The sequence below is a fragment of the Dactylosporangium sp. CS-047395 genome (assembly GCF_050942185.1).
Classification (GTDB): domain Bacteria; phylum Actinomycetota; class Actinomycetes; order Mycobacteriales; family Micromonosporaceae; genus Dactylosporangium.
The window spans coordinates 7,786,469-7,809,627 of sequence record NZ_CP192015.1 but is presented as its reverse complement, the minus strand read 5'-3'; the positions used below and the strand labels follow the sequence as shown (position 1 = coordinate 7,809,627).

Here is a 23,159-nt window from a genome sequence, read left to right as displayed (position 1 = left end):
GGGGATGGGTCGCTGTCGCGTTGCGGTCAGCCACCCGTCCGGACGGGCCCCGGCTACGAAGCCTTGATCCCGACCCCGCCGTAGCCGTGCGAGGTGGCGTCCTCGCCGGGGACCGGGTGCCACTGCCCGATCCACACCAGCCCGGGGTCGACCAGGTCGAAGCCGTCGAAGAAGCGCTCGATGTCGCGGTGCGGGCGGGGCACGATGGGCGCGTTGGACCGGCGGTACACCTGGGTGCCCCGCTGCGCCGGGGCCGCGTCCACGCCGTCGAGGGTCAGGTGCGACACGACCAGGGCGCTGCCGGGGGCCACGGCGTCGCGCAGCCGGGCGATGATCGCCCACGGGTCGGCCTCGTCGGGCACGAAGTGCAGGATCGACACCAGCAGCACGGCGACCGGCTCGGCGAGGTCGAGATGCCCGGCGACGTGCGGGTCGGCCAGCAGCGTCTCGGGCTCGCGCAGATCGGCGAGCGCGACCGAGACCCGCTCCTCGCCCTCGACCAGGGTCCGGGCCTGCGCGACGGCGACGGGGTCGTTGTCGACGTACGTCACCCGGCCGTCGGTCTGCTCGTGCACGTTGCCCTGGGTCGGCAGCCCCGCGCCGATGTCGAGGAACTGCCGGATGCCGGCCTCGCGGGCCAGGTGCCGCACCGCCCGCTGCATGAACCGCCGGTTGCCGTGCGCGGCCGCCGGCGTGTCGGGGAAGATCGCGAGGATCTTCTCCGCGGCCTCCCGGTCCACGGCGAAGTTGTGGTACCCGCCGAGGTAGTAGTCGTACATGCGGGCGACGTTCGGAACCGTGGCATCGATCGTCATGGCCGCCACCCTATGACCTCGCGGGAGCGAATGCGGCCCGTGACTTTTGCCCTCCGGCAAGTTCTTGTAAGGTGGGAGACGTCCCACCCCGCCGGGTGACGTATATCCCCGTGCGGCCGGGCCCGTCCAGACAAGGGCGGCTCCCCGGAGCGTGTGACGCCGGAGGTCTGCGCCGGCGCTCAAGACATGGGCGCCCTGCGTCACTCGACCGGAGTTTTCTCCCCAGGCGCCGGACTCTGCCATCAGCAGGGTATCCCGCCTGAACGCCACTGAAACGCGAACGCTTTCCCGTGGCGCCCGGTCGTGCGGTACCACAATGAAAGGCCACATCAGCCATGAGCATCGCCGTCGAACAGCACGAGCACGCCGCCACCGAGACCCAGCCCCAGACCCAGCCCCAGCAGCACGGCACGCGGGCCAACCGCGAGACCGACGCCCAGGCCAAGGCGCTGTTGTCCCTGCTGGGCGACCTGCCCGCCGGCACCGACCGGGCCAGGGTGCGGGCCCGGCTCATCGAGCTGTACATCCCGCTGGCCGAGTACCTCGCCCGCCGCTTCCGCAACCGCGGCGAGCAGCTCGAGGACCTCGTCCAGGTGGCGAACCTCGGCCTGATCAAGTCCGTGGACGGCTTCGACCCGACCCGCGGCGCGGCCTTCACCAGCTACGCCATCCCGATGATCGTCGGCGAGCTCAAGCGGCACTTCCGCGACAAGGGCTGGGACGTGCGCGTCCCGCGCCGGCTGCAGGAGCTGCGCCTGGAGATCTCCAAGATCTCCGGCGACCTGGCCCAGGACCTCGGCCGCTCGCCGACCGTGGCCGACCTCGCGGGCCGCCTCGGGGTGAGCGAGGAGGAGGTCATCGAGGGGCTGGACTGCGGGCAGGCGTACCGCGCGCTCTCCCTCGACGCGCCCGTCGGCGACGGCGGGGACGGCGGCGCCAACGGCCTCGGCGACCTGCTCGGCGGGGACGACCCGGACATGCGCAACGTGGAGAACCGCGAGGCGCTGCGCCCGCTGCTGGCCCGGCTGCCGGAGCGGGAGCAGAAGATCATCGCGATGCGCTTCCACGGCAACCTGACCCAGTCGCAGATCGCCGCCGAGCTCGGCATCTCGCAGATGCACGTCTCGCGGCTGCTGGCCGGCGCGCTCAAGGCGCTGCGGGACCAGCTGACTCGCGAGGACTGACTCGCGAGGACTGATTCTTTCCACCTGGGGGTAGCCCGGTCCGCGCCTTCCGGCGTGGGCCGGGCTCAGGCTTTATCGTGTTCTTCATGGGCAAATCGGGCAAATCGCGTGAGCTGAAGTGGGTGCTGCGGCCGAGCCACGCGGAGCTGGCGGAGCACGACGGCAAGGAGATCTACGCCTTCGGCGACACCGACATGGTGGGCCGGGTCGAGGTGACGCTGACCGACGGCACCCGGGTCCGGGTCCGGCGCACCGAGCTGATTCCATGCTGACCGCGGCGCTTGATCCCGTGCTGAAATAGCGGCATGGGTCGCGAATTCGAGGTTGTCTGCGAGATCGAGCCGCCGACCCGCCCGGACCTGCGCCACGTCCGGCACCAGATCGGCGTGCTGGCCCCGGTCGCCCACGCGTTCCTCATCCCCGACAACCACATCGGCCGGGCCACGGTCTCCAGCGTGGCCGTGGCCCACGAGGTGGCGGCGATGGGCGGGCGCAGCATCGCCTGCCTCAACTCCCGCGACCGCAACCTGCTGGGCTTCCACCGCGACCTGCTGACGGCGGCGGCGTACGGCGTCACCGAGTTCCTGTTCGTGCACGGCGACCAGCCGACCGCGGGCGGCCGCGCGAGCGAGCTCACCGTCCGCACGATGATCGCCGAGGCCCGCGCGATGGGGGAGCGCGACGGCTTCGCCCCGCCCCGCATCGGCGTCGCGGCCGGCCTGCGCAAGGTCCCGGCCTGGAAGCGCGAGGCGGACTTCGTCTTCGCCCAGATGTGCTTCGACAACGACACGCTGCTGCGCTGGCGGGAAGAACAGTGCCTCCAGCAGAAGGTGTACGCCGGGGTGCTCGTGCTGGCCAGCGCCGGCATGGCCCGCCGCCTGGCCGCCAGCATCCCCGACATCGACATCCCGGAGTCCCTGATCGACCGGGTGGCCGCCGACCCCCGGGCCGGCGTCGAGGCCGCCTGCGCCCAGGTGGCCGCCCTGCGCGAGTCGGGCGCCTTCGACGGCGTCCATCTCGTCACCGTGTCCCGCTACCGCGAGGTCGCCCTGACCCTGGAGGCCTAGCGGTGAAAGACCTGCCGATAGGTCGTCGGGGTCACGCTGGTCTGGCGGGCGAAGTGGATGCGGAGGTTCGCGGGGGTTCCGAAGCCCGTCCGGTGGGCGATGTGCTCGATCGAATCGTCCGTGGTCTCCAGTAGCTCCTGGGCCAGCCGCACGCGCTGGCCGACCAGCCACTGCAGGGGGCTCGTGCCAACGCTCTCGCGGAAGCGGCGGGCGAAGGTGCGCGGGCTGAGCCGGGCCTCGCGGGCCAGGTCGGCGACGGTCAGCGGCTGGTCGAGGCGGCGCCGGGCCCAGTCCAGCGCGCCGCCCAGGGTGTCCGGGGTGCGCGGGCGGGGCGGCGGCGCGGCGAACTGGGACTGGCCGCCGTCGCGGTGCGGCGGCACGACCATGCGCCGGGCCACCTCGTTGGCCACCGCCGCGCCGTGGTCGAGGCGGACCAGGTGCAGGCACAGGTCGATCGCCGCGCCGGTGCCGGCCGAGGTGAAGATGGTGCCGTCCTCGGTGTACAGCACGTCCGGGTCGAACGTGACCCGCGGGTAGCGCTGGGCGAAGTCGAACGCGTTCATCCAGTGCGTGGTGGCCCGGCGGCCGTCGAGCAGACCGGCCGCGGCCAGCACGTACGCGCCGGTGCAGATGGCCACGATCCGCTTGCCCCGCGCGTGCGCCTCCCGCACCACGGCCACCAGCTCGTCCGGCGGCTCGACCTGCCGGGCCCGCGCGAACGCCGGCAGGATCAGCGTGTCGGCGTCGGCCAGGGACGGCAGCGGGTGCGGGGCCTCGATGGACAGCCCCGAGCGGGCCGGGTGCCGGCCCGGGCTGGCCGCCGCGAACCGCAGCTCGTACCACGGGTCGGCCAGGTCGGCCCGGTCGATGCCGAACACCTCGCACGGCACGGCCAGCTCGAAGACCGGCATCTCGTCGGTGACCGCCACGCCCACCACATGCGCCATGGCAGAAATCTAGCGCAGAACGGCATTCCTGCCACTGGAGCGGCCGGCCGTACAACCGAAGAATCTTTGCTTGTGATGACCGTTCCGCAGGGGGCCGCCCTGTCCATCGGGGCCGTGCTCGGCACCGGCGTGATCGCCCTGCCCGCCCTCGCCGCCCAGACCGCCGGGCCCGCGTCGCTGATCGCCTGGGCCGTGCTGGTGGTGCTCTCCGTGCCGCTCGCCGCCACCTTCGCCGCCCTCGGGTCGCGCTTCCCGGACTCGGGCGGGGTCGCCACCTACGCGCGGCGGGCGTTCGGGGACCGGGCCGCGGCCGTCGTCGGCTGGTCGTTCTACTTCGCGATCCCGGTCGGCGCCCCGGCCGCGGCGCTGTTCGGCGGCGCCTACGTCGCGGCCGCGCTCGGCGGCGGCACCCGCACCACGCTGGTCACCGCCGCGCTGCTCATGCTCGCCGTCACCGCTGGCAACCTGGGCGGCGTGCGCGTCTCCGGCCGCCTGCAGCTCGGCCTGGCCGCGCTGCTCATCGCGCTGCTGGTCACCGCCACCGTGACCGCCCTGCCGCACGCGGACCTGGCCAACCTGCACCCGTTCGCGCCGCACGGCTGGTGGGCGATCGGGCCCGCGGTGGCCGTGCTCGTCTGGGGCTTCGCCGGCTGGGAGGCGGTCACGTCGCTCGCCGCCGACTTCGCCCGGCCCGCGCGGGACCTGCCCCGGGCCACCGGCATCGCCCTGGTCGTGGTGGCCGTCCTGTACCTCGGGATCGCCGCCGCCAGCGTGCTCGTCCTCGGCCCGGCGCTGACCGCCGACGCCCACGGCGGGGGAGCGCCCCTCGCCGAGCTGCTCGCCATCGGGGTCGGCGGGCAGGTCCGGGTCATCGCCGCCGCGGCCGCCGTGCTGCTCACCCTCGGCACGATGAACGCCTACTACGCCGGGGCGGCCAAGCTCGGCGCCGCCCTGGGCCGCGACGGCGCGCTGCCGGCGTGGCTCGGCCGCGGGGCCGCCCCGGGCGCCGTGCCCCGCCGCAGCCTGCTCGTCGTGGCCGCCCTCGGCGCCGTGTCGCTGGTCGTGGTGGCCGCGACCGGGACCGGCACCAGGGCCCTCGTCCTGCTCACGAGCGGCTGTTTCGTCCTGGTGTACCTCGTGGGCTCCGCCGCCGCGGTCAAGCTGCTCGAGGGCCGTTCCCGCGCGCTCGCCGTCGTCGCGCTCGTATCCTCGATCGGGCTGATGGTCGTCACCGGCTGGTACGTCCTCGGCACGCTCGTGATCGCGGCCGGCGCACTCGTGTACACCCGGAAGAAAAAATCCGCCCGCGTTGTCGATTCGGTCGAGGCCCGATTGACGTAGGAGTGTCAGTACGAACTCAATGAGACGGAGACCTCGATGGCCCAGTACCTGATCCTGATCTACGAGGACGAGGCGAGCTACGCGTCGGCCCCGCCGCAGGTGTTCCAGGAGGTCATGGACGCCCACAACCGCTTCTCCGAACAGGTCGGCGAGCTCGGCGGCACGCTGGTCGGCGGCAACGCGCTGCAGGACACCAACACCGCCACCTCGATCCGCGACGACGTCGTCACCGACGGCCCGTTCGTGGAGACCAAGGAGGTGCTCGGCGGCTACTACCTCATCGACGCCAAGGACCTCGACCACGCCCTGGAGATCTCGAAGCTGTGCCCGGCCCGCTTCGGCGGCGTCGAGGTCCGCCCGGTGATGGTCTTCGAGTAGCCGGGTTGCCTTCTTCCGGGAGCCGGCCGGACGGCACGGACGTCCGGTCGGCGATCGCCGACGCGCACCGCCGCGAGTGGGCCCGCGTGCTCGCCGCGACGGTGCGCGTCGCCCGCGACCTGGACCTGGCCGAGGAGTGCGTGCAGGACGCGTACGTCTCCGCCCTCGACGCCTGGCTGCGCCAGGGCGTGCCGGACAACCCCGGCGCGTGGCTCACGACCGCGGCGCAGCGCCGGGCGCTCAACGCCCACCGCCGGGCGGCCACCCTGCGCAGCAAGCTGCCCCTCCTGGTGGTTCCGGACAGCCCGGACAGCGCCGACGAGCCGGAGGAGATCACCGACGACCGGCTTCGGCTCGTCTTCACCTGCTGCCACCCCGCGCTGGCCCGGGAGGCGCAGCTGGCGCTGACCCTGCGGCTGGTGTGCGGCCTCACCACCGCCGAGATCGCCCGCGCGTTCCTGGTCAGCGAGCCCACCATGGCCGCCCGCGTGACGAGGGCGAAGAAGAAGATCGCCGCGGCCCGCATCCCGTACCGGGTGCCGGCGGGCGGCGAGCTGCCCGAGCGCCTCGATGCCGTGCTCACCGTCGTGCACCTGCTCTTCACCACCGGCCACGCCGCCCCGACCGGCGCCGCCCTGCTGCGCCCCGACCTGGTCGAGCGCGCCCTGGACCTGGCCCGCACCCTCGGCGCGCTGATGCCGGACGAGCGCGAGGCGCACGGCCTGCTCGCGTTGATGCTGCTGCACGACGCCCGCCGGGCCACCCGCACCGACGCCGGCGGGCGGCTGGTGCTGCTGGAGGCGCAGGACCGTACCAAATGGGATCGGAGCCAGATCGAGGAAGGCCTGGCCCTGGTCCGGCGCGCCCTCACCGGCGGCCGCCCGGGCCGCTTCGCGCTGCAGGCGACCATCGCCGCCCTCTACACCGAGGCGCCCAGCTACGCCGAGACCGACTGGCGCCAGCTCCTGGCCGTCTACGACCTGCTGCTGGCCGCCTGGCCCACCCCGGTGGTCGCGCTGAACCGGGCCGTCGTGGTCGCCATGGTGCACGGCCCGGCGGCCGGCCTGACGATCCTCGACGAGCTGGCCGCCGACCCGCGCCTGGCCGCCTACCACTACCTGCCGGCGGCCCGCGCCGACCTGCTCATGCGCCTGGGCGAGCCCGGCGCCGCCGCGGACGCCTACGACGAGGCGATCTCCCGCTGCGACAACGCGGTCGAGCGGGGGTTCCTGGAGGAGCAACTGAAACGGACGGGCCGAACACCCCACTCCCCGGGGTGATCGGCCCGCCCGTGGCGCCGTCCGGCCCGTGGCTGTAACCGGGCGGCGCCGTTCCCACAGGAGGGAGCTACTGTGCGGCCGGCTCGCTCTCGTGCTTGGCCGGCTTCACCAGCGAGGCCACGGCCCCGATGAGGGCCATCGCGATCGCCAGCCAGAACACGATGACCAGTCCGTCGTGGAAGGGGCCGGACACCAGGTGCGGGAAGAACTCCCGGCCGGTCAAGGTGTCGGCGTTCGCCTTCGGCAGGGTGCCGAGCAGCTGCGGGCCGAGCAGGGACTGGATCGGGTTGAAGCCCAGGAACGCGGCGAACAGCGTGCCCACCGGCGGCAGCGAGGCGATCGTGGCCGCCGCGCCGGACGGGACGCCCTGGGAGGTCAGGCCGCTGTTGAGCGAGTCCGGCAGGGAGCTGGACAGGCCGGCGATCATCAGCGAGAAGAACACGCCGATCGACAGGACCATGCCGGCGTTCTGGAAGGTGGCCCGCATGCCCGAGGCGGCGCCGCGCAGGTGGGCCGGGACGCTGGACATGATCAGGGAGGTGTTCGGGGCCGCGAACAGGCCGCCGCCGAGGCCGTTGAAGAAGACCAGGAGGGCGAAGGCCCAGTACGCGAAGTCGGTCGGCAGGATCAGCAGGCCGGCGAAGGACAGCGCCATGACGACCAGGCCGACGGCCGCGAAGAGCCGGGGGCCGTACTTGTCGGAGAGGTGCCCGGCGATCGGGCCGGCGGCCAGGAAGCCGACGGTGAGCGGCAGCAGGTAGATGCCGGCCCAGAGCGGGGTCGACTCGTAGGTGTAGCCGTGCAGCGGCAGCCAGATGCCCTGCAGCCAGATGATGAGCATGAACTGCAGGCCGCCGCGGGCGATCGCGGCGAGCAGGCCGGCGATGTTGCCGTACGCGAACGCCCGGATCTTGAACAGCCCGAGCGGGAACATCGGCTCGGCCACGTGCCGCTCGATCCAGGTGAAGACGCCGAGCACGGCGACGCCGCCGATCAGGCCCGCGAGCACCCACGGGTTGGTCCAGCCCTGGCTGTGCCCGCCGTAGGGCTGGATGCCGTACGTGATGCCGGCCAGCACGGCGGTCAGCCCGGCGGCGAACGTGAGGTTGCCCCACCAGTCGATCCGGCCGGGCCGGCGCAGGCCCGTGTCGTGCAGGCTGCGGTACGCCCAGATGGTCCCGATGACGCCGATCGGCACGTTGACCCAGAAGATGGCCCGCCAGTTCCACTCGGCGAGCAGGCCGCCGAGGACCAGGCCGATGAACGAGCCCGCGATGCCGGCCACGATGTTGACGCCCAGGGCCATGCCGCGCTGGGCGGCCGGGAAGGCGTCGGTGAGGATCGCGGCCGAGTTGGCCATCAGCATCGCGCCGCCGACCGCCTGCAGCACCCGCCAGCCGATCAGCCACAGCGCGCCGCCGCCGCCGTCGAACGGGTCGAGCGACAGGGCGATCGAGGTGACCGTGAACAGCGCGAAGCCGAGGTTGTAGATGCGCACCCGGCCGTACATGTCGCCCAGGCGCCCGAGCGTGACCACGAGCACGGCGCTCACGAGCATGTAGCCCATGAGCATCCACAGCAGGTAGGACACGTTGCCCGGGGCGAGCGGGTTGAGGTGGATGCCGTTGAAGATCGCCGGCAGCGAGATGAGCACGATCGAGGAGTTGACGGTGGCGATGAGCATGCCGAGGGTGGTGTTCGACAGCGCCACCCACTTGTAGTGCGGGTGGTCCTTGCCACCCGACAACGCTCCCCGGAACCCTGACGTGCGGCCCCCGGACGCTTCAAGGGTGTCGGTCACTTCGCGAGCCTCTCCAGCGCCGGCAGCGCGGCCGCAATCAGCGCCTGGTCGTCTTCGGATACGTGGGCCAGCAGGGCTTCGAGGGCCTCGGCGCGCACCGACCGGCGGCGCACGAGCAGCTCGGACCCGGCCCGGGTGATCCTGACCAGCACGGCCCGCCCGTCCGCGGGGTCGGCGGCCCGGTCGGCCAGCCCCTCCCGCTCGAGGCGCTGCACGAGCTGGGTCATGGCGGGCTGGGTGACGCCCTCCGCGGTGGCGAGCTCGGTGAGCCGCCGCGGTCCTTCGCGCTCCAGGCGCCGCAGCGTCGAGGCGGCCGTGAGACTGATGTCGTTCGGTGGGTTGCCCTGCCGCAGGAGGCTGAACGTGCGCTCGACGGCGACCGTCAGGCGCGCAGGATCCAATGCGGTTCGAGCTGCGGGCATGCCTCAATTCGTATCACGTACTTATAGAAGCGGCTTATGCAGTGCGACCAAGTTCACCCGCTCTTGACAAAGAAAGACGCCGGTCGATGTGCATCGACCGGCGTCCCTACCGTTGCCGGAAGGCTCGCTGACTTGGTGCAGCCGGGCCCCGGCCCGGTTCGTCTCCGCGAAGCGACACGAACCGGGCTGGGTGGCTACATGCAGTCGGGGCTTTCCGTGATGGTCAGGCCGTCGACCAGGTTGCCGTAGCCGTCGTCGGTGGCCGCGGTCTCGTCCGCCGTCAGCGTGACGCGGGTCGAGGTCTGGCCCGGGCCGGTCTTGTACCAGCCGTAGAGCCGCTTCCACCGCACGTCGTCCGAGGAGTTCGAGTACGCGAACTGCGAGCCGACCCCGAGCACGCTCGTGTCGTTGCGCGGGGTGCGCCCGAAGTGGATCGACGTCGCGTCCACGTCCTTGCCGTCGGAGCTGTCCCGGGCCCGGATCCAGAACGACCAGTAGATCTTCGTGTCCGGCTTGGTCTTCATGTCCTGGTAGATCGAGTTGCCGTTGCCGGTCGCGTTGATCTCGGCGAACTGCTTGCCGAAGCGCGCCATGGCGCCGTTGTTGCTGCCGCCCCAGATCTCGATCTTGCCGTCCGGGTCGTCGGTGCGCCAGCCGGGCACGTCCTCCTCGTCGAACTGCATCCAGTCCTTGCCGCCCAGCTTCGGCGTCTCGAAGCCGCCGTCGACCGTCATCTCCCGGCACGGGATCGACGCGGCCTTGGCGTTGCCCTGGTGATGGCGGGGCTGGCTGAACGTGGCCCCGCCGCTTCCGGCGCCCTTGTCGGGCTTGTGGCCGGTGCCCGCCGCGTTCGCGGGTGCGCCGATGAGCGTCGCCAGGAGCGTGGCCGCGCCGATGGCGGGCAGCATCCGGTTGTGCTTGAGCATGGTGATCCCCCGTCGTCCGCCACGGCCGCTCTGCCGTGGCACCTCCGACGTGAGCCAAACACGGTGAACTGCGCAAAACCCGGCATATGAGCGAAATTCCGCATTTCGGGCAGACTTAGGCGGCCGTTCGGTGCCGCCGGTTCAGGACCCTGGCCACGGGTTCGGCGGCCCGCGCGGCGATCGGCCCGAGCACGGCCAGGATCAGGACGTAGGCCGCCGCGAGGGGGCCCAGTTTCGGGTGGCTGCCGGCCGCGACCGCCAACCCGGCGATGACGATGTTGAACTCGCCGCGGGGGAGCAGCGCCGCCCCGGCCCGCACCCGGCCGGTCAGCGCGACCCCGGCCCGGCGCGCGGCGTACCAACCGGTGGCGAGCTTGGTGACGATCCCGGCCAGGGCGAGCAGCGCGGCCACGCCGAGCACCGGCGGCAGCGCCCGCGGGTCGGTCTGCAGGCCGAAGAAGACGAAGAACACCGCCGCGAACAGGTCCCGCAGCGGGGTCAGCAGCTGCCGGGCGGTGTGCGCGAGCGGGCCGGACAGCGCGATGCCGACCAGGAACGCCCCGACCGCGGCGGAGACCTGCAGCAGCTCGGCGGCGCCGGCCACCAGTACCGTCAACCCGAGCACCTTGAGCAGCAGCACCTCGTCGCTGTCGCTGGCCACGAAGCGCTCCACGATGCCGCCGAAGCGCAGCGCGACGAGCAGCACGAAGCTGATCGCGGCGACGGCGAGCGCGATGGCCGCGGTCCCGCCGAGCAGGCCCACGCCGGCCAGCAGCGCGGTCAGGATCGGCAGGTACAGGGCCATCATGAGGTCCTCGAAGACCAGCAGCGACAGCACCGCCGGGGTCTCGCGGTTGCCGAGCCAGCCCAGGTCGCCCAGGACCTTGGCGGTGATCCCGGACGACGTCACGTAGGTGACCCCGCCGAGCGCGACCGCGGCGACCGGGCCCCAGCCCAGGATGAGCGCCGCCGCCACCCCCGGCGCGGCGTTGAGCACGAGGTCGGCCAGGCCGGCCGGGGCCGAGGAGCGCAGGGTGCCGACGAGCTCCGGCGCGGTGTACTCCAGGCCGAGCGTGAACAGCAGCAGGATCACGCCGATCTTGGCCCCGGCGGAGATGAACTCCGTGCTGGTGCTCAGCGGCAGCACGCCGCCGGCGCCGAAGGCCAGGCCCGCGATGAGGTACAGCGGGATCGGCGAGATCGAGAACCGCAGGGACACGGCGCCGAGCAGACCGAGGGCGAGGATGACGGCGCCGAGTTCGACCAGGATGGTGTCGTGCGGCACGGCGCTACCCGTCGGTGAGCAGCGCGGCGACGCCGTTGACCCCGGCCGCGGTGCCGACCGTGACGATCAGGTCCTGGGCCCGCAGCCCGAAGTCCGGCCGGGGGCTCGCGATCACGTCGTTGCCGCGCACCACCGCCACGATCGACGCGCCGGTGCGGGTGCGGGCCTTGGTGTCGCCCAGCGTCCGCCCGGCGTAGGGCGAGTCCGGGGCGATCACCAGCTGCTCGGTGACCAGCCCGGCGACCTGGCGCTGCATCTCGGCGAGCTGCTCGACGATCCGGGCGGTGCCGAGGTACTCGGCCAGGGCGTTCGCCTCGTCGGCGTGCAGCGCCACGGAGACGACGCTGGTGTCCGGGTCGGCCTTGTCGTACACCACGAGGTCCCGCCGCCCGCTGCGGTGCGACACGATGCCGATCCGCCGGCCCCGCGCGGTGGTGACCACGTGGCTCGTCCCGATCCCCGGCAGGTCGATCCGCTCGACATCCATACCGCCATGCTAAAAGCGAAGAAGCTCCGCAAATGCCGGATTCACCCGAGAAGGGCGACGGCGATCTCGTCCGCGGCGCGGCGCAGACCGGCCGCGATGTCGTCAGCGTGGTCCGGCGTCAGCCGCGCGAGGGGCACCCCGCAGCTGATCGCGTCGGTGACCGGCAGGCCGTCCACGTGCACGGCCGCGGCGAGGCAGCCCACGCCGGGCACGAGCTCGCCGCGCTCGTAGGCGACCCCGCGCTCGCGGCAGTCGGCCAGGGCGGCGTACAGCTCGGCCCGCTCGACCACCGAGTCGCTGGTGATCGCCTCGACCCCGGCGGTGATGATCGCCTCGACCTCGGCCGGGTCCCGGGCGGCGAGGATGGCCCGGCCGCTGGCCGCGGAGATCGCCGGGAAGCGCCGGCCGACCATCGGCCCGGCGGTGTCGTCGGCCGCCTCCCGCGAGGCCAGGCACACGATTTCGGCGCCGTCCAGGCGGACCAGGCGGATCGTCTCGTCGAGCTGGTCGCGCAGCCGGTTGAGGATCGGCCCGGCGAGCCGGCCGGTGCGGTCGGCGGAGAGGTACGCGCTGATCGGGCGCAGCGCGGCCACGCCGATCGCGTAGGACATGCCCTCGGCGTCGGCGTCGACCCAGCCGCGGGCCACGAGTTTGGCCAGCCGGGGGCGCAGGAGCGGCTCGGGCAGCCCGATCTGCCGGCTGAGCGCGTCGATCGTCATCCGGTCGGACGCGGCCGCCAGCCGTTCGAGAAGGTCGAGCGTGGGGCTCTCATCGGCCATTCGGCCTGTGTTCCCCTTCGATGGTTGCTGGTAAACAATTTTTAACCATTCCAGTCTAGCGCTCGGGCTTGACAAGCGGAAACGGAAGGGTCTCCCGGATCGTCCGGCCGGTCAGCAGCATGACGAGGCGGTCGACGCCGAGCCCCAGCCCGCCGCTGGGCGGCATGGCGAACTCGAACGCTTCGAGGAAGTCCTCGTCGAGTTCCATCGCCTCCGGGTCGCCGGCCGCCGCCCGCAGCGACTGCGCGGTCAGCCGGGCCCGCAGCTCGACCGGGTCGACGAGCTCCGTGTACGCCGTGCCGAGCTCCATCCCGAACGCCACCAGGTCCCAGCGCTCGGCGAGGCGCGGGTCCGCGCGGTGCTGGCGGGTCAGCGGGGAGACGTCGACCGGGAAGTCCGTGTAGAACGTCGGGTGTACCGTGCTGCCCTCGACCAGGTGCTCGTACAGCTCCAGCACCAGCTGCCCGTGGGTCCACGCCTCGAGCCAGTGCACGGCGAGTTTGTCCGCGAGGTCGCGCAGTTCGGGTACCGACGAATCCGGCGTCACCGGGGTGCCGGCGGCCTGCGAGACCGCGGTGTAGACCGGCACCACCGGCCACTCCTCGCGCAGGTCGACCACCCGTTGCTCGCCGCGGAACTCCCGGCGCAGCACCGGTTCGTCGCCGGCGGCGGCCAGGATCAGCTCGCGGACCAGGCCGCGCATGGTGGTGTAGTCGCCGTACGCCTCGTAGGCCTCCAGCATCGTGAACTCGGGGTTGTGGGTCGCGTCGACGCCCTCGTTGCGGAAGTTGCGCCCGATCTCGAAGACCCGCTCCACGCCGCCCACGGCCAGCCGCTTGAGGTACAGCTCCGGCGCGATCCGCAGGTACAGCCGCATGTCGTAGGCGTTGCTGTGGGTCACGAACGGGCGCGCGTTGGCCCCGCCGTGGATCGGCTGCAGCACCGGGGTCTCGACCTCGACGTACGCGTGCCCGTGCAGGACCCGCCGCAGCGCGAACGAGACCGCCGAGCGGGTCCGGACCATGTCCCGGGCGGGCTGGTTGACGATGAGGTCGACGTGCCGGCGGCGGACCATCGCCTCCGGGTCGGCCATGCCCTTGTGCTTGTCGGGCAACGGTTGCAGGCACTTCGCGGTCAGCTCCCAGGCGTCGGCGAACACCGACAGCTCGCCGCGCCGGGTGGTGCCGACCTCGCCGGTGACGCCGACGTGGTCGCCGAGGTCGACGGTCGCCGCGAAGTCCGGCCGGCCGGTCAGCACCACCTGCAGGTCGCCGGTCCAGTCCCGCAGCGTGGCGAAGCACAGCGCGCCGTGGTCGCGCAGCCGCACCACCCGCCCCGCGAACGTGACCCGCGCGCCGGTGCGCGTGTCCGGGACGGGGTCCGGGTGGGCGGCCCGGATCTGGGTCACGCTGTGGGTGCGGGCGAAGCCGGGCGGGTACGGCTCGATCCCCGTGGCCCGCAGCGCGTCGAGCTTGGCGATGCGGATGCGCACCTGCTCCGGGCGCCGGCGGTGCTCGCGCACCGGCGCCGGGGCCAGCGCTGCGGCCAGCTCGGACTCGGTCAGCACGAGCTCGCGGCGGTCCTCGGTGAACGTCGCGGCCTTGCCCCGGCGCAGCAGGGTGCGCAGCGACGGTACGACCACGAAGCCCTCCGCGACGCCGGAGGCGAGCCCGACCTTGGCCAGGTCCCGCACGTCCTCGAAGCACAGGAACCGGGGCAGCCACTGCGGGTGGTACTTCACGTTCGAGCGGTACAGCGACTCCAGCTGGAACCAGCGCGAGGCGAGCAGCAGCAGCGCCCGCCACAGCCGCAGCACCGGCCCGGCGCCGATCCGCGCGCCCTCCTCGAACACCGCCCGGAACACCGCGAAGTTCAGCGACACCCGGTGCACGCCGATCCGCGGCGCCTCCCGCATCAGGGTGGCCACCATCGTCTCGATGAGCCCGTTGTCGGACTGCCGGTCGCGGCGCATGAGATCCAGAGACAGCCCGCCCGCCCCCCACGGCGTGAACGACAGCAGCGCCACCTCGCGCCCGGCCGCGTCCTGGGCCTCGACGAGCACGCACCGCCCGTCGTTGGGGTCGCCGAGCCGCCCGAGGGCCATCGAGAAGCCGCGCTCGGTCTCGGTGTCGCGCCACGCACCGGCCAGCTCGATGATCCGGGCCATCTCCTCGGCCGGGATGTCGGCGTGCCGCCGGATGCGCACCGTGTACCCGGCCCGCTCGACCCGGTGCACCGCCTGGCGGACCTGGCGCAGCCGCGGCGCGTCGAGGTCGAAGTCGCGCACGTGCAGGATCGCCTCGTCGCCCAGCTCGATCACGCGCAGGCCGGCCCGGGCGTACGCGGTCGCGCCCTCCTCGCTCGCGCCCATCACGGCGGGCGTCCAGGCGTACTCGCGGGCCTCCTTCAGCCACGCCTCGATCGCCGGCGGCCAGGAGTCGGGGTCGCCGAGCGGGTCGCCGCTGGCCAGCGAGACGCCGAAGACCACGCGGTAGGTGATCGCCGAGCGCCCCGACGGCGAGACGACGACCTCCTTGTCGCGGCGGGTCGCGAAGTACCCGAGCGAGTCCCGCTCGCCGTGCTCGGCCAGCAGCCGGCGCACCGTGCGCTCCTCGTCCTCGTCCAGCGAGGCGATCATCCGCTGCGAGCGCAGCAGGGCGAACAGGGCGGCGAACAGCGCGATCGCGCCGAAGACGCCGAGCACCAGGTTGACCCAGCCGGGCGCGCGCCCGTGCCGGCCCACGTCGAAGCCGAACGCGCCGCCCAGGACGATGCGGCCGCTGTACAGCAGCCGCTGCACGCCGTGCCCCAGCGAACCCGGGAACAGCTCGACCAGGCCCCACCCGACGACCGTGAACGCGGCCAGCAGGATCACCAGCGTGGCCAGGGCCTTGGGCAGGCTGGCCGGCTGGACCTTGGCGTCGAACTGCGAGCGCGCCAGCCACAGCACCGTCAGCAGGGCCACGGTCACCGCGAGGTTCACCGCCGCCGCGGTCATCCCGTGGAACGGCAGGTGCAGCTCGTGCGCCTCCTCGCCGCGCTCGCCCAGGTCCGACAGGACGAACACGTCGTACAGGCCCTGGACCGCGAAGATGATCCCGAGCAGCCAGAACGTGATCCGCTTGCGGTTGTGCACGCCGGCCGCGAGGGTGATCAGGAAGGCCGCGTAGCCGACGTTGGCGGGCGCGGGCACGAGCAGCGCGTCGATGCTGGCCCGGACCGGGTGGACCCGGGCGCCGAGCGCCACGCTGACCGCGGCGACGGCGCACAGGACCGCCACGACCATCAGCCCGCCGGCGAAGCAGTCCGGGATACGCGCACGTTTCACCCGGACATCATGCACTGGCCGGTCAGCTGTTCTCCTGAATGAACCGCTCCGGGTCCTTGTCGTGGAACGTCAGGCCCTTGCCGCTGGGGTGCTCGCCGTAGAAGGTCAGCCACTGCGCACCGAGCTCGATGCGCAGCTGCATCGTCGCGTGCTTGCGGAAGTCGGGCAGGACCTCGTCCTCCTCCTCGGTCAGGTGCTCGCTGTTCTCCTTGCGGGCGGCCCAGACCGCCTTCCACCACGCGTCGGAGCCGGCGGTGTGCTGCTTGGCCGCGTCGATCGCGTCGCGGATCTTGTTGTGGTCGCGGATCGCGTCGTCGGTCTCCTCCTCGGCCTCGTCGGTGTGCTGGCGCAGCAGGTGCGGGTACAGGATCCGCTCCTCGGCCTCGGCGTGGATCTCCAGGTGCAGCGCGAGCGCGTCCCAGATCGCGGCGAGCCGCTCCTCGCCGTCGGCGTCGTCGAGGCGCGCGAAGCCCCGGCGGAAGGCGGCGTGGTCGTCCAGGATGAGCGCGGTGATGTCGTCCATGCCGACCTGTTCACCTCACTCCGCGGTTTTCAAACCGTGTTCGATCGCCTGGCACACGATCTCGACCACCCGCACGCGCGCGGTGGGCTTGTCGTCGGCCGCCACGACGTGCCACGGCGCGGTCGGATGGTCGGTGCGGGCGAGCATCTCCTCGACCGCCTCCTTGTACTGCGGCCGCTTCTTGCGGTTGCGCCAGTCCTCGTCGGTCAGCTTCCACTGCCGCAGGGGGTCCGCCGCCCGGCTGTTGAACCGGCGCAGCTGCTCCTTGCTGGAGATGTGCATCCAGATCTTGACCAGGATCATGCCCTCGGCGGTCAGCGTGCGCTCGAACTCGACGATCTCGTCGTACGCGCGCCGCCACTGCTCCTCGCCGGCGAAGCCCTCGACGCGCTCCACGAGCACCCGGCCGTACCAGGAGCGGTCCAGCACCGTCATCCCGCCCCAGCCGGGCAGCACGGGCCAGAACCGCCACAGGAAGTGGTGCCGCTTCTCGTCGAAGGTGGGCGCGGCGAACTGCGACACGCGCACGTGCCGGGGGTCGAGGTGGTCGACGAGGCGCTTGATGCTGCCGCCCTTGCCGGAGGCGTCCCAGCCCTCGAACACCACGCACAGCGGCGGCCCGAGCTTGTGCTCGCCGATCTGCCCGCCGAGGGTCAGCCGCAGGCGCAGCAGGCGCTCCTGGGCCGCCTCCAGCCGCTCCAGGGCCTCGGCCTTCGGCAGGGTGTCGTCCTGGTCGACCTGGGACAGCCGCTTCATGACCACCAGATTGCCACGCAGTGTTTCGTTGCACACTTCAGGGCCTTTGCACCCTGACGGTGGGAAAGTGATCTCGTGAGCAAGCGACGCAGGACCGTGCTGCGGGTCGCCGGCCTGCTGCTGGTGCTGGCGGTCGCCGGGCTCACGCTGCGCAAGAACCTGCCCGACCTGAGTCAGACGGCCGACGTGCTGCGCTCGGCCCACCCGTGGTGGCTGGTGCTGGCCGCGGTCGCCGAGCTGACGTCCCTGCGGCACTTCGCGCTGCAGCAGCGGCGGTTGCTGGCGGGGTTCGGGGTGGCGATGTCGGTACAGCGGGCGATCGCCGTCACGTTCACGCGCTCGGCCATCTCGTTCAGCCTGCCCGCCGGGTCCGCGGTGTCGGCCGGGTTCGCGTTCCGCCAGTTCCGCACGGCCGGGGCGACCCGGCGGACGGCGGGGGCGGTGGCGGTGCTGTCCGGCGTGCTGTCCGGGGTCGCGCTGCTGCTCATGTACGGCGCGGTGGTGCTCATCCCGCGCGGCGGCGCCACCGGCAACACCGACACCCTGGTCGTCGTGATCGCGATGCTCGTCGTCGCCGGCCTGACCTTCCTGCTCGACTTCCTGCTCTCGCCGCGCCACCCGGTCCCGCCGCCCGAGCTGGAGGAAGAAGAGGATTCCGCCGGTACCGGCGGCTGGGTCGCCCGGTCCCGCGCGGCCGTCCGGCGCACGTGGAACGACCTGCACGGCCTGCCCCGCCGGTCCTGGGTGCTCTCGCTCGTGCACGCCACCGTCAACTGGGGCCTGGACTTCGCCTGCCTGGCCGCGACCGCCGCCGCGTTCGACATCGACGTGAGCCTGGTGCGGCTGGCCACGGTGTACCTCACGGTGCAGCTCGTCCGGCAGGTGCCGCTGAGCCCGGGCGGCATCGGCGTGGTCGAGGTGGCGCTGCTGGCCGGGCTGGTGTCGGCCGGCGCCGGGCACGGGCCCGCGGCGGCGGCGATGCTCGTGTACCGCCTGCTGTCCTGCTGGATCATCATCCCGCTCGGCCTGCTGACATACGCGACCCTGCGGGGCCCGAAACTTCCCGACGCGCCGCCGGTCCAGCCGCCGGTGCTGGCCAGCCGACACTAGCTTGTGAGATTTGGTAGATCGTTGTTAGATTCGGTGCCGTGCCGGTACCGGATCGCCTCGACCTGACCCTGCGGCTCGTGCGCGGCAGCGGCCGCCTCGGCCTGGCCGAGCTCGCCGAGCGGCTCGGGGTGTCCGAGATGACCGTCCGGCGCGACCTCGACCAGCTGCAGGAACAAGGGCTGGTGCGGCGGGTCCGCGGCGGGGCGGTCGCGCTCGACGTGCCGGCCGAGGCGGCCGGGTTCGCGGTGCGGGAGCGCTGGTCGTCGGCGGCCAAGGCGCGGCTCGGCCGGGCCGCCGCGGAGCTCATCGAGCCGGGTGGCACCGTGCTGCTCGACGCCGGGACGACCACCGCCGAGCTCGCCCCGCACCTGATCGCCCGGGCGCCGCTGACGGTGGCGGTGCTGAGCCTGCAGGCGGCCGTACGGCTGGCGGACCAGCCCGGCATCAAGCTGCTGATCATCGGCGGGGAGTCGCGGGCCGGTGAGCGGAGCCTCGTCGGGCCGCTCGCGCTGAGCGCCCTGGATCAGCTGCGTTTCGACACGTTCGTGATGTCGATCGGGGCCGTGCACCCGGACCTCGGCTGGTCGGAGTTCGACCTCGACGACGCGGCCGTGAAGCGGGCCGCGCTGCGCCGGGCCGGGCGGACCATCGTCGTGGCCGACCACACCAAGCTCGGCGTCCAGGCCTTCGCCCGGGTGGCGCCGCTGTCCGCCGTCGACACGTTCGTCACCGACGGTTTTGAAGGTGCGACGCTCGCGGCTCTGCAGACGGCGGGCGTGCACGTCGTGCAGGTTGAAGGAGAGCGCACATGATGATTCTGGTGGCCGGCCCGTACCGCTCCGGCACCGGCGACGACCCGGCCAAGCTGCGGGCCAACGTCGACGCCATGCACGACGCCGCCGTCGAACTGTTCCGGGCCGGGCACCTGCCGGTGACGGGAGAGGCGCTGGCCCTGCCGCTCATCGAGCGGGCCGGGTCCGGTGGCGTCGGCGACCCGGTCTTCGACGAGATCTTCCACCCGATCTCCTCGCGGCTGCTGGAGCGCTGCGACGCGGTGCTGCGCATCGGCGGGCCCTCGGCGGGCGCGGACGAGATGGTGGCGCAGGCGCGGGCCGGGGGCAAGCGGGTCTTCGCGGCGCTCGCCGACGTACCGGTGGCGTGACAGCAGAAAGGGGAGCCGAACTCGCCGGCTCCCCTTTGCTGCTCCGCGCGGAGCTAGTGGATCATCACCGGTGCGGCCTCGGCCTGGTCGTCGTTCAGGTGCGAGACCTCCTTCTTGCGCGGCAGGAAGGCGATCGGGATGAACGTGCACAGCACCAGGATGAAGCCGACCCAGAAGGTCGTCGAGAACGAGTCGGACAGGAAGTGCAGGCCCTGGTCGATCAGGCCCGGCCCGCCCGGCATCTTGGCGATGTCCGGGTTCGAGTGCGAGGCGACGGCCAGGTCGGTGATGCTCAGCGGCTCACCCGTCACCGGGTTCGTCGTGCCGGGCACCTTCGGGGCCTCGCCGGTCTTGCTGGTGAGGATGACCGACATGATGGCGCCGCCGACCGAGCCGCCGATCTGCTGCAGGATGTTCACCAGCGTGGAGCCGCGGGCGACGTCCTTGCCGGTCAACGTCTTGAGCGCCGAGGTCATGATCGGCATCATGGTGCCGCCCATGCCCAGGCCCATCACGAACAGCGAGCCCTCCAGCAGCAGGAACGACGTGTCCGGCTCGACCTGGGTGAACGAGAAGAACCCGATGGCGATGAGCGCCATCGCGAACGGCACCGTCCGCCCGACGGGCAGCTTGTCGGCCAGCATGCCGGCGATCGGCATGGTCAGCATCGCGCCGATGCCCTGCGGGGCCATGAGCAGGCCCGCGTCCAGCGTCGACTCGCCGCGCACCTGCAGCCAGTAGCTCGGGAAGAGCAGGCCGGCGCCCATGAACGCGATGATGAACACGAACAGCGAGAGCGAGGCCACCGACAGGTTGCGGTTCTTGAACAGCCGCAGGTCGAGCAGCGGGTGCTTCGGCTTGAACGAGTAGAAGACGAAGCCGATGACCAGGATCGCGCCGATGAGCATCGGGATCCAGACCTTGTTGGAGCTCATCGTCTTCTCTTCCGGCAGCGACGACACGCCGAAGAGGAACAGCGCCAGGCCCGGCGAGAGCATCAGCATGCCGATGAAGTCGAACGACTCCGACGGCTCGGTGTGGTCCTTCGGCAGCGCGAACTGCGCGTAGACCAGCGCGATGAGGCCGATCGGCAGGTTGATCAGGAAGATCCAGTGCCAGCTCGCCACGTCGATCAGCCAGCCGCCGAGGATCGGGCCGCCGATCGGGCCCAGCAGCATCGGAATGCCCAGGACGGCCATGAGCCGCCCGATCCGCTGCGGCCCGGCCGCGCGGGTCATGATCGTCATGCCGATCGGCATCAGCATGCCGCCGCCGAGGCCCTGCAGCACCCGGTAGCCGATCAGCTGGTTGATCGAGTCGGCGGTGGCGCACAGCCCGGAGCCCACGGTGAACAGGAACAGGGCCAGCATGTACAGCCGTTTGGTGCCGAACCGGTCCGCCGCCCACCCCGACAGCGGGATCACCGTGGCCAGCGCCAGCGTGTAGCCCGTCATCGTCCACGCGACCTTGGCGTAGGTCGCGTCGAACTTGTCCATGAACGTCGGGATCGCCACACTGACGACCGTCACGTCGAGAATCGACATGATCGCGCCGAGCACGACCACGCCCGCGATCTTGAATACAGCGGCATCCAGCTTGTCAGGCGCCGCCGGCGCGACTGAGCCCGCCGCTCCCTGTTGAGCCACGACCTTGCTCCCCCCACCGTGTGCGAATCACACGTACAAGTGTTTGGTTTCGGCGTCAGCCTACGCGGCCAGTGTTTCGGCTCGCGACCGAGATCCCCTGCTTACGCCGCAGGCTGACGGGCATCTTTCCGGGGGAGGTCCAACCGGATAAGGCTACGCTAAGCTCTACGGGTGAACGACCACGCCCACGACCTGGAGACGCACCCCGTCCGCCGCAACACCAGGCAGCGCGACGCCGTGATGTCGCTGCTGGGCGCCGTCGACGGCTTCTACAGCGCCCAGGAGCTGCACGTCATGCTCCGCGAACGCGGAGCGAACGTGGGCCTCACCACCGTGTACCGCACCCTGCAACTGCTCGCCGAGACCAACGAGATCGACGTGATGCAGGTCCCGGGCAGTGACACGCGTTACCGGCGCTGCAGTGACCGCCATCACCACCACCTCGTCTGCCGCGGCTGCGGCCGCACCGTCGAGGTGCTGGGGCCGGCGGTCGAACGCTGGGCCGACCGCATCGGCGAGGAGCACGGCTTCACCGACGTGAGCCACACCCTGGAGATCTTCGGCACCTGCGCCACCTGCAAGCACTGACCCACGACAGCACCGGGCTCCGGCCTTTTGGCGCTTCCTACTACGCTGTGCGTGCCGCCCCGCACCGGCGGTCAGGATCGTCGCCGGACCGCCGGAGTTCGCCGTGGACGAGATTCCCACCCCGCGCTACCACCTGCTGGCCCTGCCCAACCGGCTGCACCGGGTCGTCCGGCCCGTCTTCCCGCTGGCCGTCGCGTTCCTGTGCGGCATCGTCGTCAACGCGCTGTCCGACGCCGGCCTCACCAGCGTGGACGCCCAACTGCGGCGGATCTTCGAGGTCCAGGACCGCGGGCTGGCCGGGGTGGCGAGCTGGCTCGCGGTCGCGGTGATCGTCGCGACGCCGGTGACGGCCCTGCTCGCCCGGCGCGCACTGCCGTACACGAACGAAGCGATCCGCCTCTCGGCGATGCTCCACGCCCGGGTCAATCCGGACCTGCTGCCGTTCCACGCCGGCCGGATCGCGTGGGGCAGTCAGCTCGTGCTGCAGTACTGCCCGAAGCCCGGCGGCTGGCGCGCGGAGGAGATCGCCGTCAAGCAGCGGCAGGCGCCGTACCGGATGAGCCGCGAGCTCGCCGCGCCGTATCGCCGCTGGCTGGCGACGGAGCACGCGCGTGAGGTGCGCACCGGCACGAGCTACCAGCTGTGTGCCGACCCGACCGCGTTCTCCGATCGGCCCGAGCTCGACCTCACCGTGGCCCCGAACAAGTACGCCGAGGCCGCATACTTCGCCACCAACGTCGCCAAGCACGAGGACGACCGCCGGGCGTTCGTGCGGGCGCTCGTCACGCGGGGCAGCGTGGGATTCGCCCACTCGTTCTGCCTGCACGCGGTGGTCGCGACTGTCGACGGGCACGTCCTGCTCACCCAGCGCAGCACGAAGGTCTTCCAGTACAAGGAGGCGTGGTCGGTCTCGATCGAGGAGCGGCTCAGCGAGGAGGACCTCAGCCTGCCGCCGACCGAGGTCGTCGGGCATTGGGCGCGCCGGATGCTGCGCGAGGAACTCGGCCTGTCGGAGGTGGAGGCCGCCGACGCCCAGTCCCGTTTCCTGGCGGTCTTCCTCGAGGCCGACATCCTCAACTGCGCACTGGCCGCGGTCGTGACGCTCGGCCTGACGAAGGCCGAGCTCCACGCCATCATCGAGTCGCGGGTGCGGCACGACTACGAGTTCCAGGACTGGACGTTCGTGCGCTGGGCGGAGCTGGCCCGCGAACTGCTGGACGGGGGCCGGGTCTACCACCCGTCGTCCGGCCTTCGGATGTACCTGGCCGGGGTCGCCCACTTCGGCGTCTACGGCTTCGGCGTGCAGCTGCAGCGCGTGCGCCCGCACGGCTGAG

At 72.1% G+C, this 23,159-nt stretch carries 23 protein-coding genes; 11 read left to right on the top strand and 12 right to left on the bottom strand.

Annotation, left to right across the window (positions count from 1 at the left end; all coding sequences use genetic code 11):
- Window positions 1-53 precede the first annotated feature (53 nt).
- Window positions 54-815 (bottom strand): SAM-dependent methyltransferase, encoded by a 762-nt coding sequence (locus tag ACQP00_RS36815; protein WP_433204909.1) that lies wholly within the window; start codon window positions 813-815, stop codon window positions 54-56.
- Between the two features lie 335 nt (window positions 816-1,150).
- Between ACQP00_RS36815 and ACQP00_RS36810 the strand changes: the two genes are divergently transcribed.
- The 3 genes from ACQP00_RS36810 (at window position 1,151) to ACQP00_RS36800 (ending at window position 3,066) form a co-directional block, all read left to right on the top strand.
- Window positions 1,151-1,999: a SigB/SigF/SigG family RNA polymerase sigma factor gene (locus tag ACQP00_RS36810; protein ID WP_433204906.1), complete on the top strand. Its 849-nt coding sequence runs from the start codon at window positions 1,151-1,153 to the stop codon at window positions 1,997-1,999.
- 86 nt (window positions 2,000-2,085) lie between these two features.
- Window positions 2,086-2,271: a hypothetical protein gene (locus ACQP00_RS36805; protein ID WP_433045423.1), complete on the top strand. Its 186-nt coding sequence runs from the start codon at window positions 2,086-2,088 to the stop codon at window positions 2,269-2,271.
- A gap of 33 nt (window positions 2,272-2,304) precedes the next feature.
- Window positions 2,305-3,066 carry a methylenetetrahydrofolate reductase gene (locus ACQP00_RS36800; protein ID WP_433204903.1) on the top strand — a complete coding sequence of 254 codons (762 nt, stop codon included), beginning with the start codon at window positions 2,305-2,307 and terminating at the stop codon, window positions 3,064-3,066.
- Here the strand turns inward: ACQP00_RS36800 and ACQP00_RS36795 are convergent.
- Window positions 3,063-4,013, bottom strand: a complete 951-nt coding sequence (locus tag ACQP00_RS36795) for a GlxA family transcriptional regulator (protein ID WP_433204900.1) — start codon at window positions 4,011-4,013, stop codon at window positions 3,063-3,065. The two genes, ACQP00_RS36800 and ACQP00_RS36795, sit on opposite strands and share 4 nt — an antisense overlap.
- A gap of 75 nt (window positions 4,014-4,088) precedes the next feature.
- Between ACQP00_RS36795 and ACQP00_RS36790 the strand changes: the two genes are divergently transcribed.
- The 3 genes from ACQP00_RS36790 (at window position 4,089) to ACQP00_RS36780 (ending at window position 7,012) form a co-directional block, all read left to right on the top strand.
- Window positions 4,089-5,354, top strand: a complete 1,266-nt coding sequence (locus ACQP00_RS36790) for an amino acid permease (protein ID WP_433204897.1) — start codon at window positions 4,089-4,091, stop codon at window positions 5,352-5,354.
- Window positions 5,355-5,390: 36 nt separating this feature from the next.
- A complete protein-coding gene (locus ACQP00_RS36785) occupies window positions 5,391-5,732 on the top strand; it encodes a YciI family protein (protein ID WP_433204894.1) in 342 nt (113 codons plus the stop codon).
- An 86-nt stretch (window positions 5,733-5,818) separates the two neighbouring features.
- On the top strand, window positions 5,819-7,012 hold the full coding sequence (locus ACQP00_RS36780) for an RNA polymerase sigma factor (protein WP_433224122.1): 1,194 nt from the start codon (window positions 5,819-5,821) through the stop codon (window positions 7,010-7,012).
- A gap of 67 nt (window positions 7,013-7,079) precedes the next feature.
- On the opposite strand, the gene ACQP00_RS36775 is transcribed toward ACQP00_RS36780, so the two are convergent.
- The 9 genes from ACQP00_RS36775 to ACQP00_RS36735 all read right to left on the bottom strand — a co-directional run bounded on the left by ACQP00_RS36775 (window position 7,080) and on the right by ACQP00_RS36735 (window position 17,319).
- Window positions 7,080-8,813, bottom strand: coding sequence for an MFS transporter (locus ACQP00_RS36775; RefSeq protein ID WP_433204891.1), 1,734 nt, complete (start codon window positions 8,811-8,813; stop codon window positions 7,080-7,082).
- Window positions 8,810-9,235: a MarR family winged helix-turn-helix transcriptional regulator gene (locus tag ACQP00_RS36770; RefSeq protein WP_433204888.1), complete on the bottom strand. Its 426-nt coding sequence runs from the start codon at window positions 9,233-9,235 to the stop codon at window positions 8,810-8,812. Before ACQP00_RS36770 ends, ACQP00_RS36775 begins: the two co-directional genes overlap by 4 nt.
- Before the next feature lie 194 nt (window positions 9,236-9,429).
- Window positions 9,430-10,161, bottom strand: a complete 732-nt coding sequence (locus tag ACQP00_RS36765) for a hypothetical protein (RefSeq protein ID WP_433204885.1) — start codon at window positions 10,159-10,161, stop codon at window positions 9,430-9,432.
- 115 nt (window positions 10,162-10,276) lie between these two features.
- The gene (locus tag ACQP00_RS36760) at window positions 10,277-11,446 is read right to left on the bottom strand and encodes a cation:proton antiporter (RefSeq protein WP_433204882.1); all 1,170 of its coding nucleotides are present in this window, start codon (window positions 11,444-11,446) and stop codon (window positions 10,277-10,279) included.
- A gap of 4 nt (window positions 11,447-11,450) precedes the next feature.
- Window positions 11,451-11,933 (bottom strand): cation:proton antiporter regulatory subunit, encoded by a 483-nt coding sequence (locus ACQP00_RS36755; RefSeq protein ID WP_433204879.1) that lies wholly within the window; start codon window positions 11,931-11,933, stop codon window positions 11,451-11,453.
- Between the two features lie 41 nt (window positions 11,934-11,974).
- The gene (locus ACQP00_RS36750; RefSeq protein WP_433204876.1) at window positions 11,975-12,712 is read right to left on the bottom strand and encodes an IclR family transcriptional regulator; all 738 of its coding nucleotides are present in this window, start codon (window positions 12,710-12,712) and stop codon (window positions 11,975-11,977) included.
- Window positions 12,713-12,767: 55 nt separating this feature from the next.
- Window positions 12,768-15,998 carry a bifunctional lysylphosphatidylglycerol synthetase/lysine--tRNA ligase LysX gene (gene lysX / locus ACQP00_RS36745; protein WP_433224120.1) on the bottom strand — a complete coding sequence of 1,077 codons (3,231 nt, stop codon included), beginning with the start codon at window positions 15,996-15,998 and terminating at the stop codon, window positions 12,768-12,770.
- A gap of 64 nt (window positions 15,999-16,062) precedes the next feature.
- Window positions 16,063-16,563 (bottom strand): hemerythrin domain-containing protein, encoded by a 501-nt coding sequence (locus ACQP00_RS36740; protein WP_433204873.1) that lies wholly within the window; start codon window positions 16,561-16,563, stop codon window positions 16,063-16,065.
- Between the two features lie 15 nt (window positions 16,564-16,578).
- The gene (locus ACQP00_RS36735; RefSeq protein WP_433204870.1) at window positions 16,579-17,319 is read right to left on the bottom strand and encodes a polyphosphate kinase 2 family protein; all 741 of its coding nucleotides are present in this window, start codon (window positions 17,317-17,319) and stop codon (window positions 16,579-16,581) included.
- Window positions 17,320-17,394: 75 nt separating this feature from the next.
- Here ACQP00_RS36735 and ACQP00_RS36730 point away from each other — a divergent pair, with 75 nt between their 5' ends.
- From ACQP00_RS36730 to ACQP00_RS36720, 3 genes are read left to right on the top strand one after another with little or no spacing between them, the layout of a single operon-like run.
- A complete protein-coding gene (locus ACQP00_RS36730; protein WP_433204867.1) occupies window positions 17,395-18,429 on the top strand; it encodes a lysylphosphatidylglycerol synthase transmembrane domain-containing protein in 1,035 nt (344 codons plus the stop codon).
- A gap of 38 nt (window positions 18,430-18,467) precedes the next feature.
- Window positions 18,468-19,241 (top strand): DeoR/GlpR family DNA-binding transcription regulator, encoded by a 774-nt coding sequence (locus ACQP00_RS36725; RefSeq protein ID WP_433204864.1) that lies wholly within the window; start codon window positions 18,468-18,470, stop codon window positions 19,239-19,241.
- Entirely contained in the window at window positions 19,238-19,591 is a 354-nt protein-coding gene (locus tag ACQP00_RS36720; RefSeq protein ID WP_433204861.1) for a DUF4406 domain-containing protein, read from the top strand. The genes ACQP00_RS36725 and ACQP00_RS36720 overlap by 4 nt, the downstream gene beginning before the upstream one ends.
- 53 nt (window positions 19,592-19,644) lie before the next feature.
- On the opposite strand, the gene ACQP00_RS36715 is transcribed toward ACQP00_RS36720, so the two are convergent.
- Window positions 19,645-21,237 carry a DHA2 family efflux MFS transporter permease subunit gene (locus ACQP00_RS36715; RefSeq protein WP_433204858.1) on the bottom strand — a complete coding sequence of 531 codons (1,593 nt, stop codon included), beginning with the start codon at window positions 21,235-21,237 and terminating at the stop codon, window positions 19,645-19,647.
- A 240-nt stretch (window positions 21,238-21,477) separates the two neighbouring features.
- Here ACQP00_RS36715 and ACQP00_RS36710 point away from each other — a divergent pair, with 240 nt between their 5' ends.
- Window positions 21,478-21,825 (top strand): Fur family transcriptional regulator, encoded by a 348-nt coding sequence (locus ACQP00_RS36710; RefSeq protein WP_433224118.1) that lies wholly within the window; start codon window positions 21,478-21,480, stop codon window positions 21,823-21,825.
- A 103-nt stretch (window positions 21,826-21,928) separates the two neighbouring features.
- Window positions 21,929-23,158: a hypothetical protein gene (locus ACQP00_RS36705; protein WP_433204855.1), complete on the top strand. Its 1,230-nt coding sequence runs from the start codon at window positions 21,929-21,931 to the stop codon at window positions 23,156-23,158.
- The last annotated feature ends 1 nt before the right edge of the window (window position 23,159 follow it).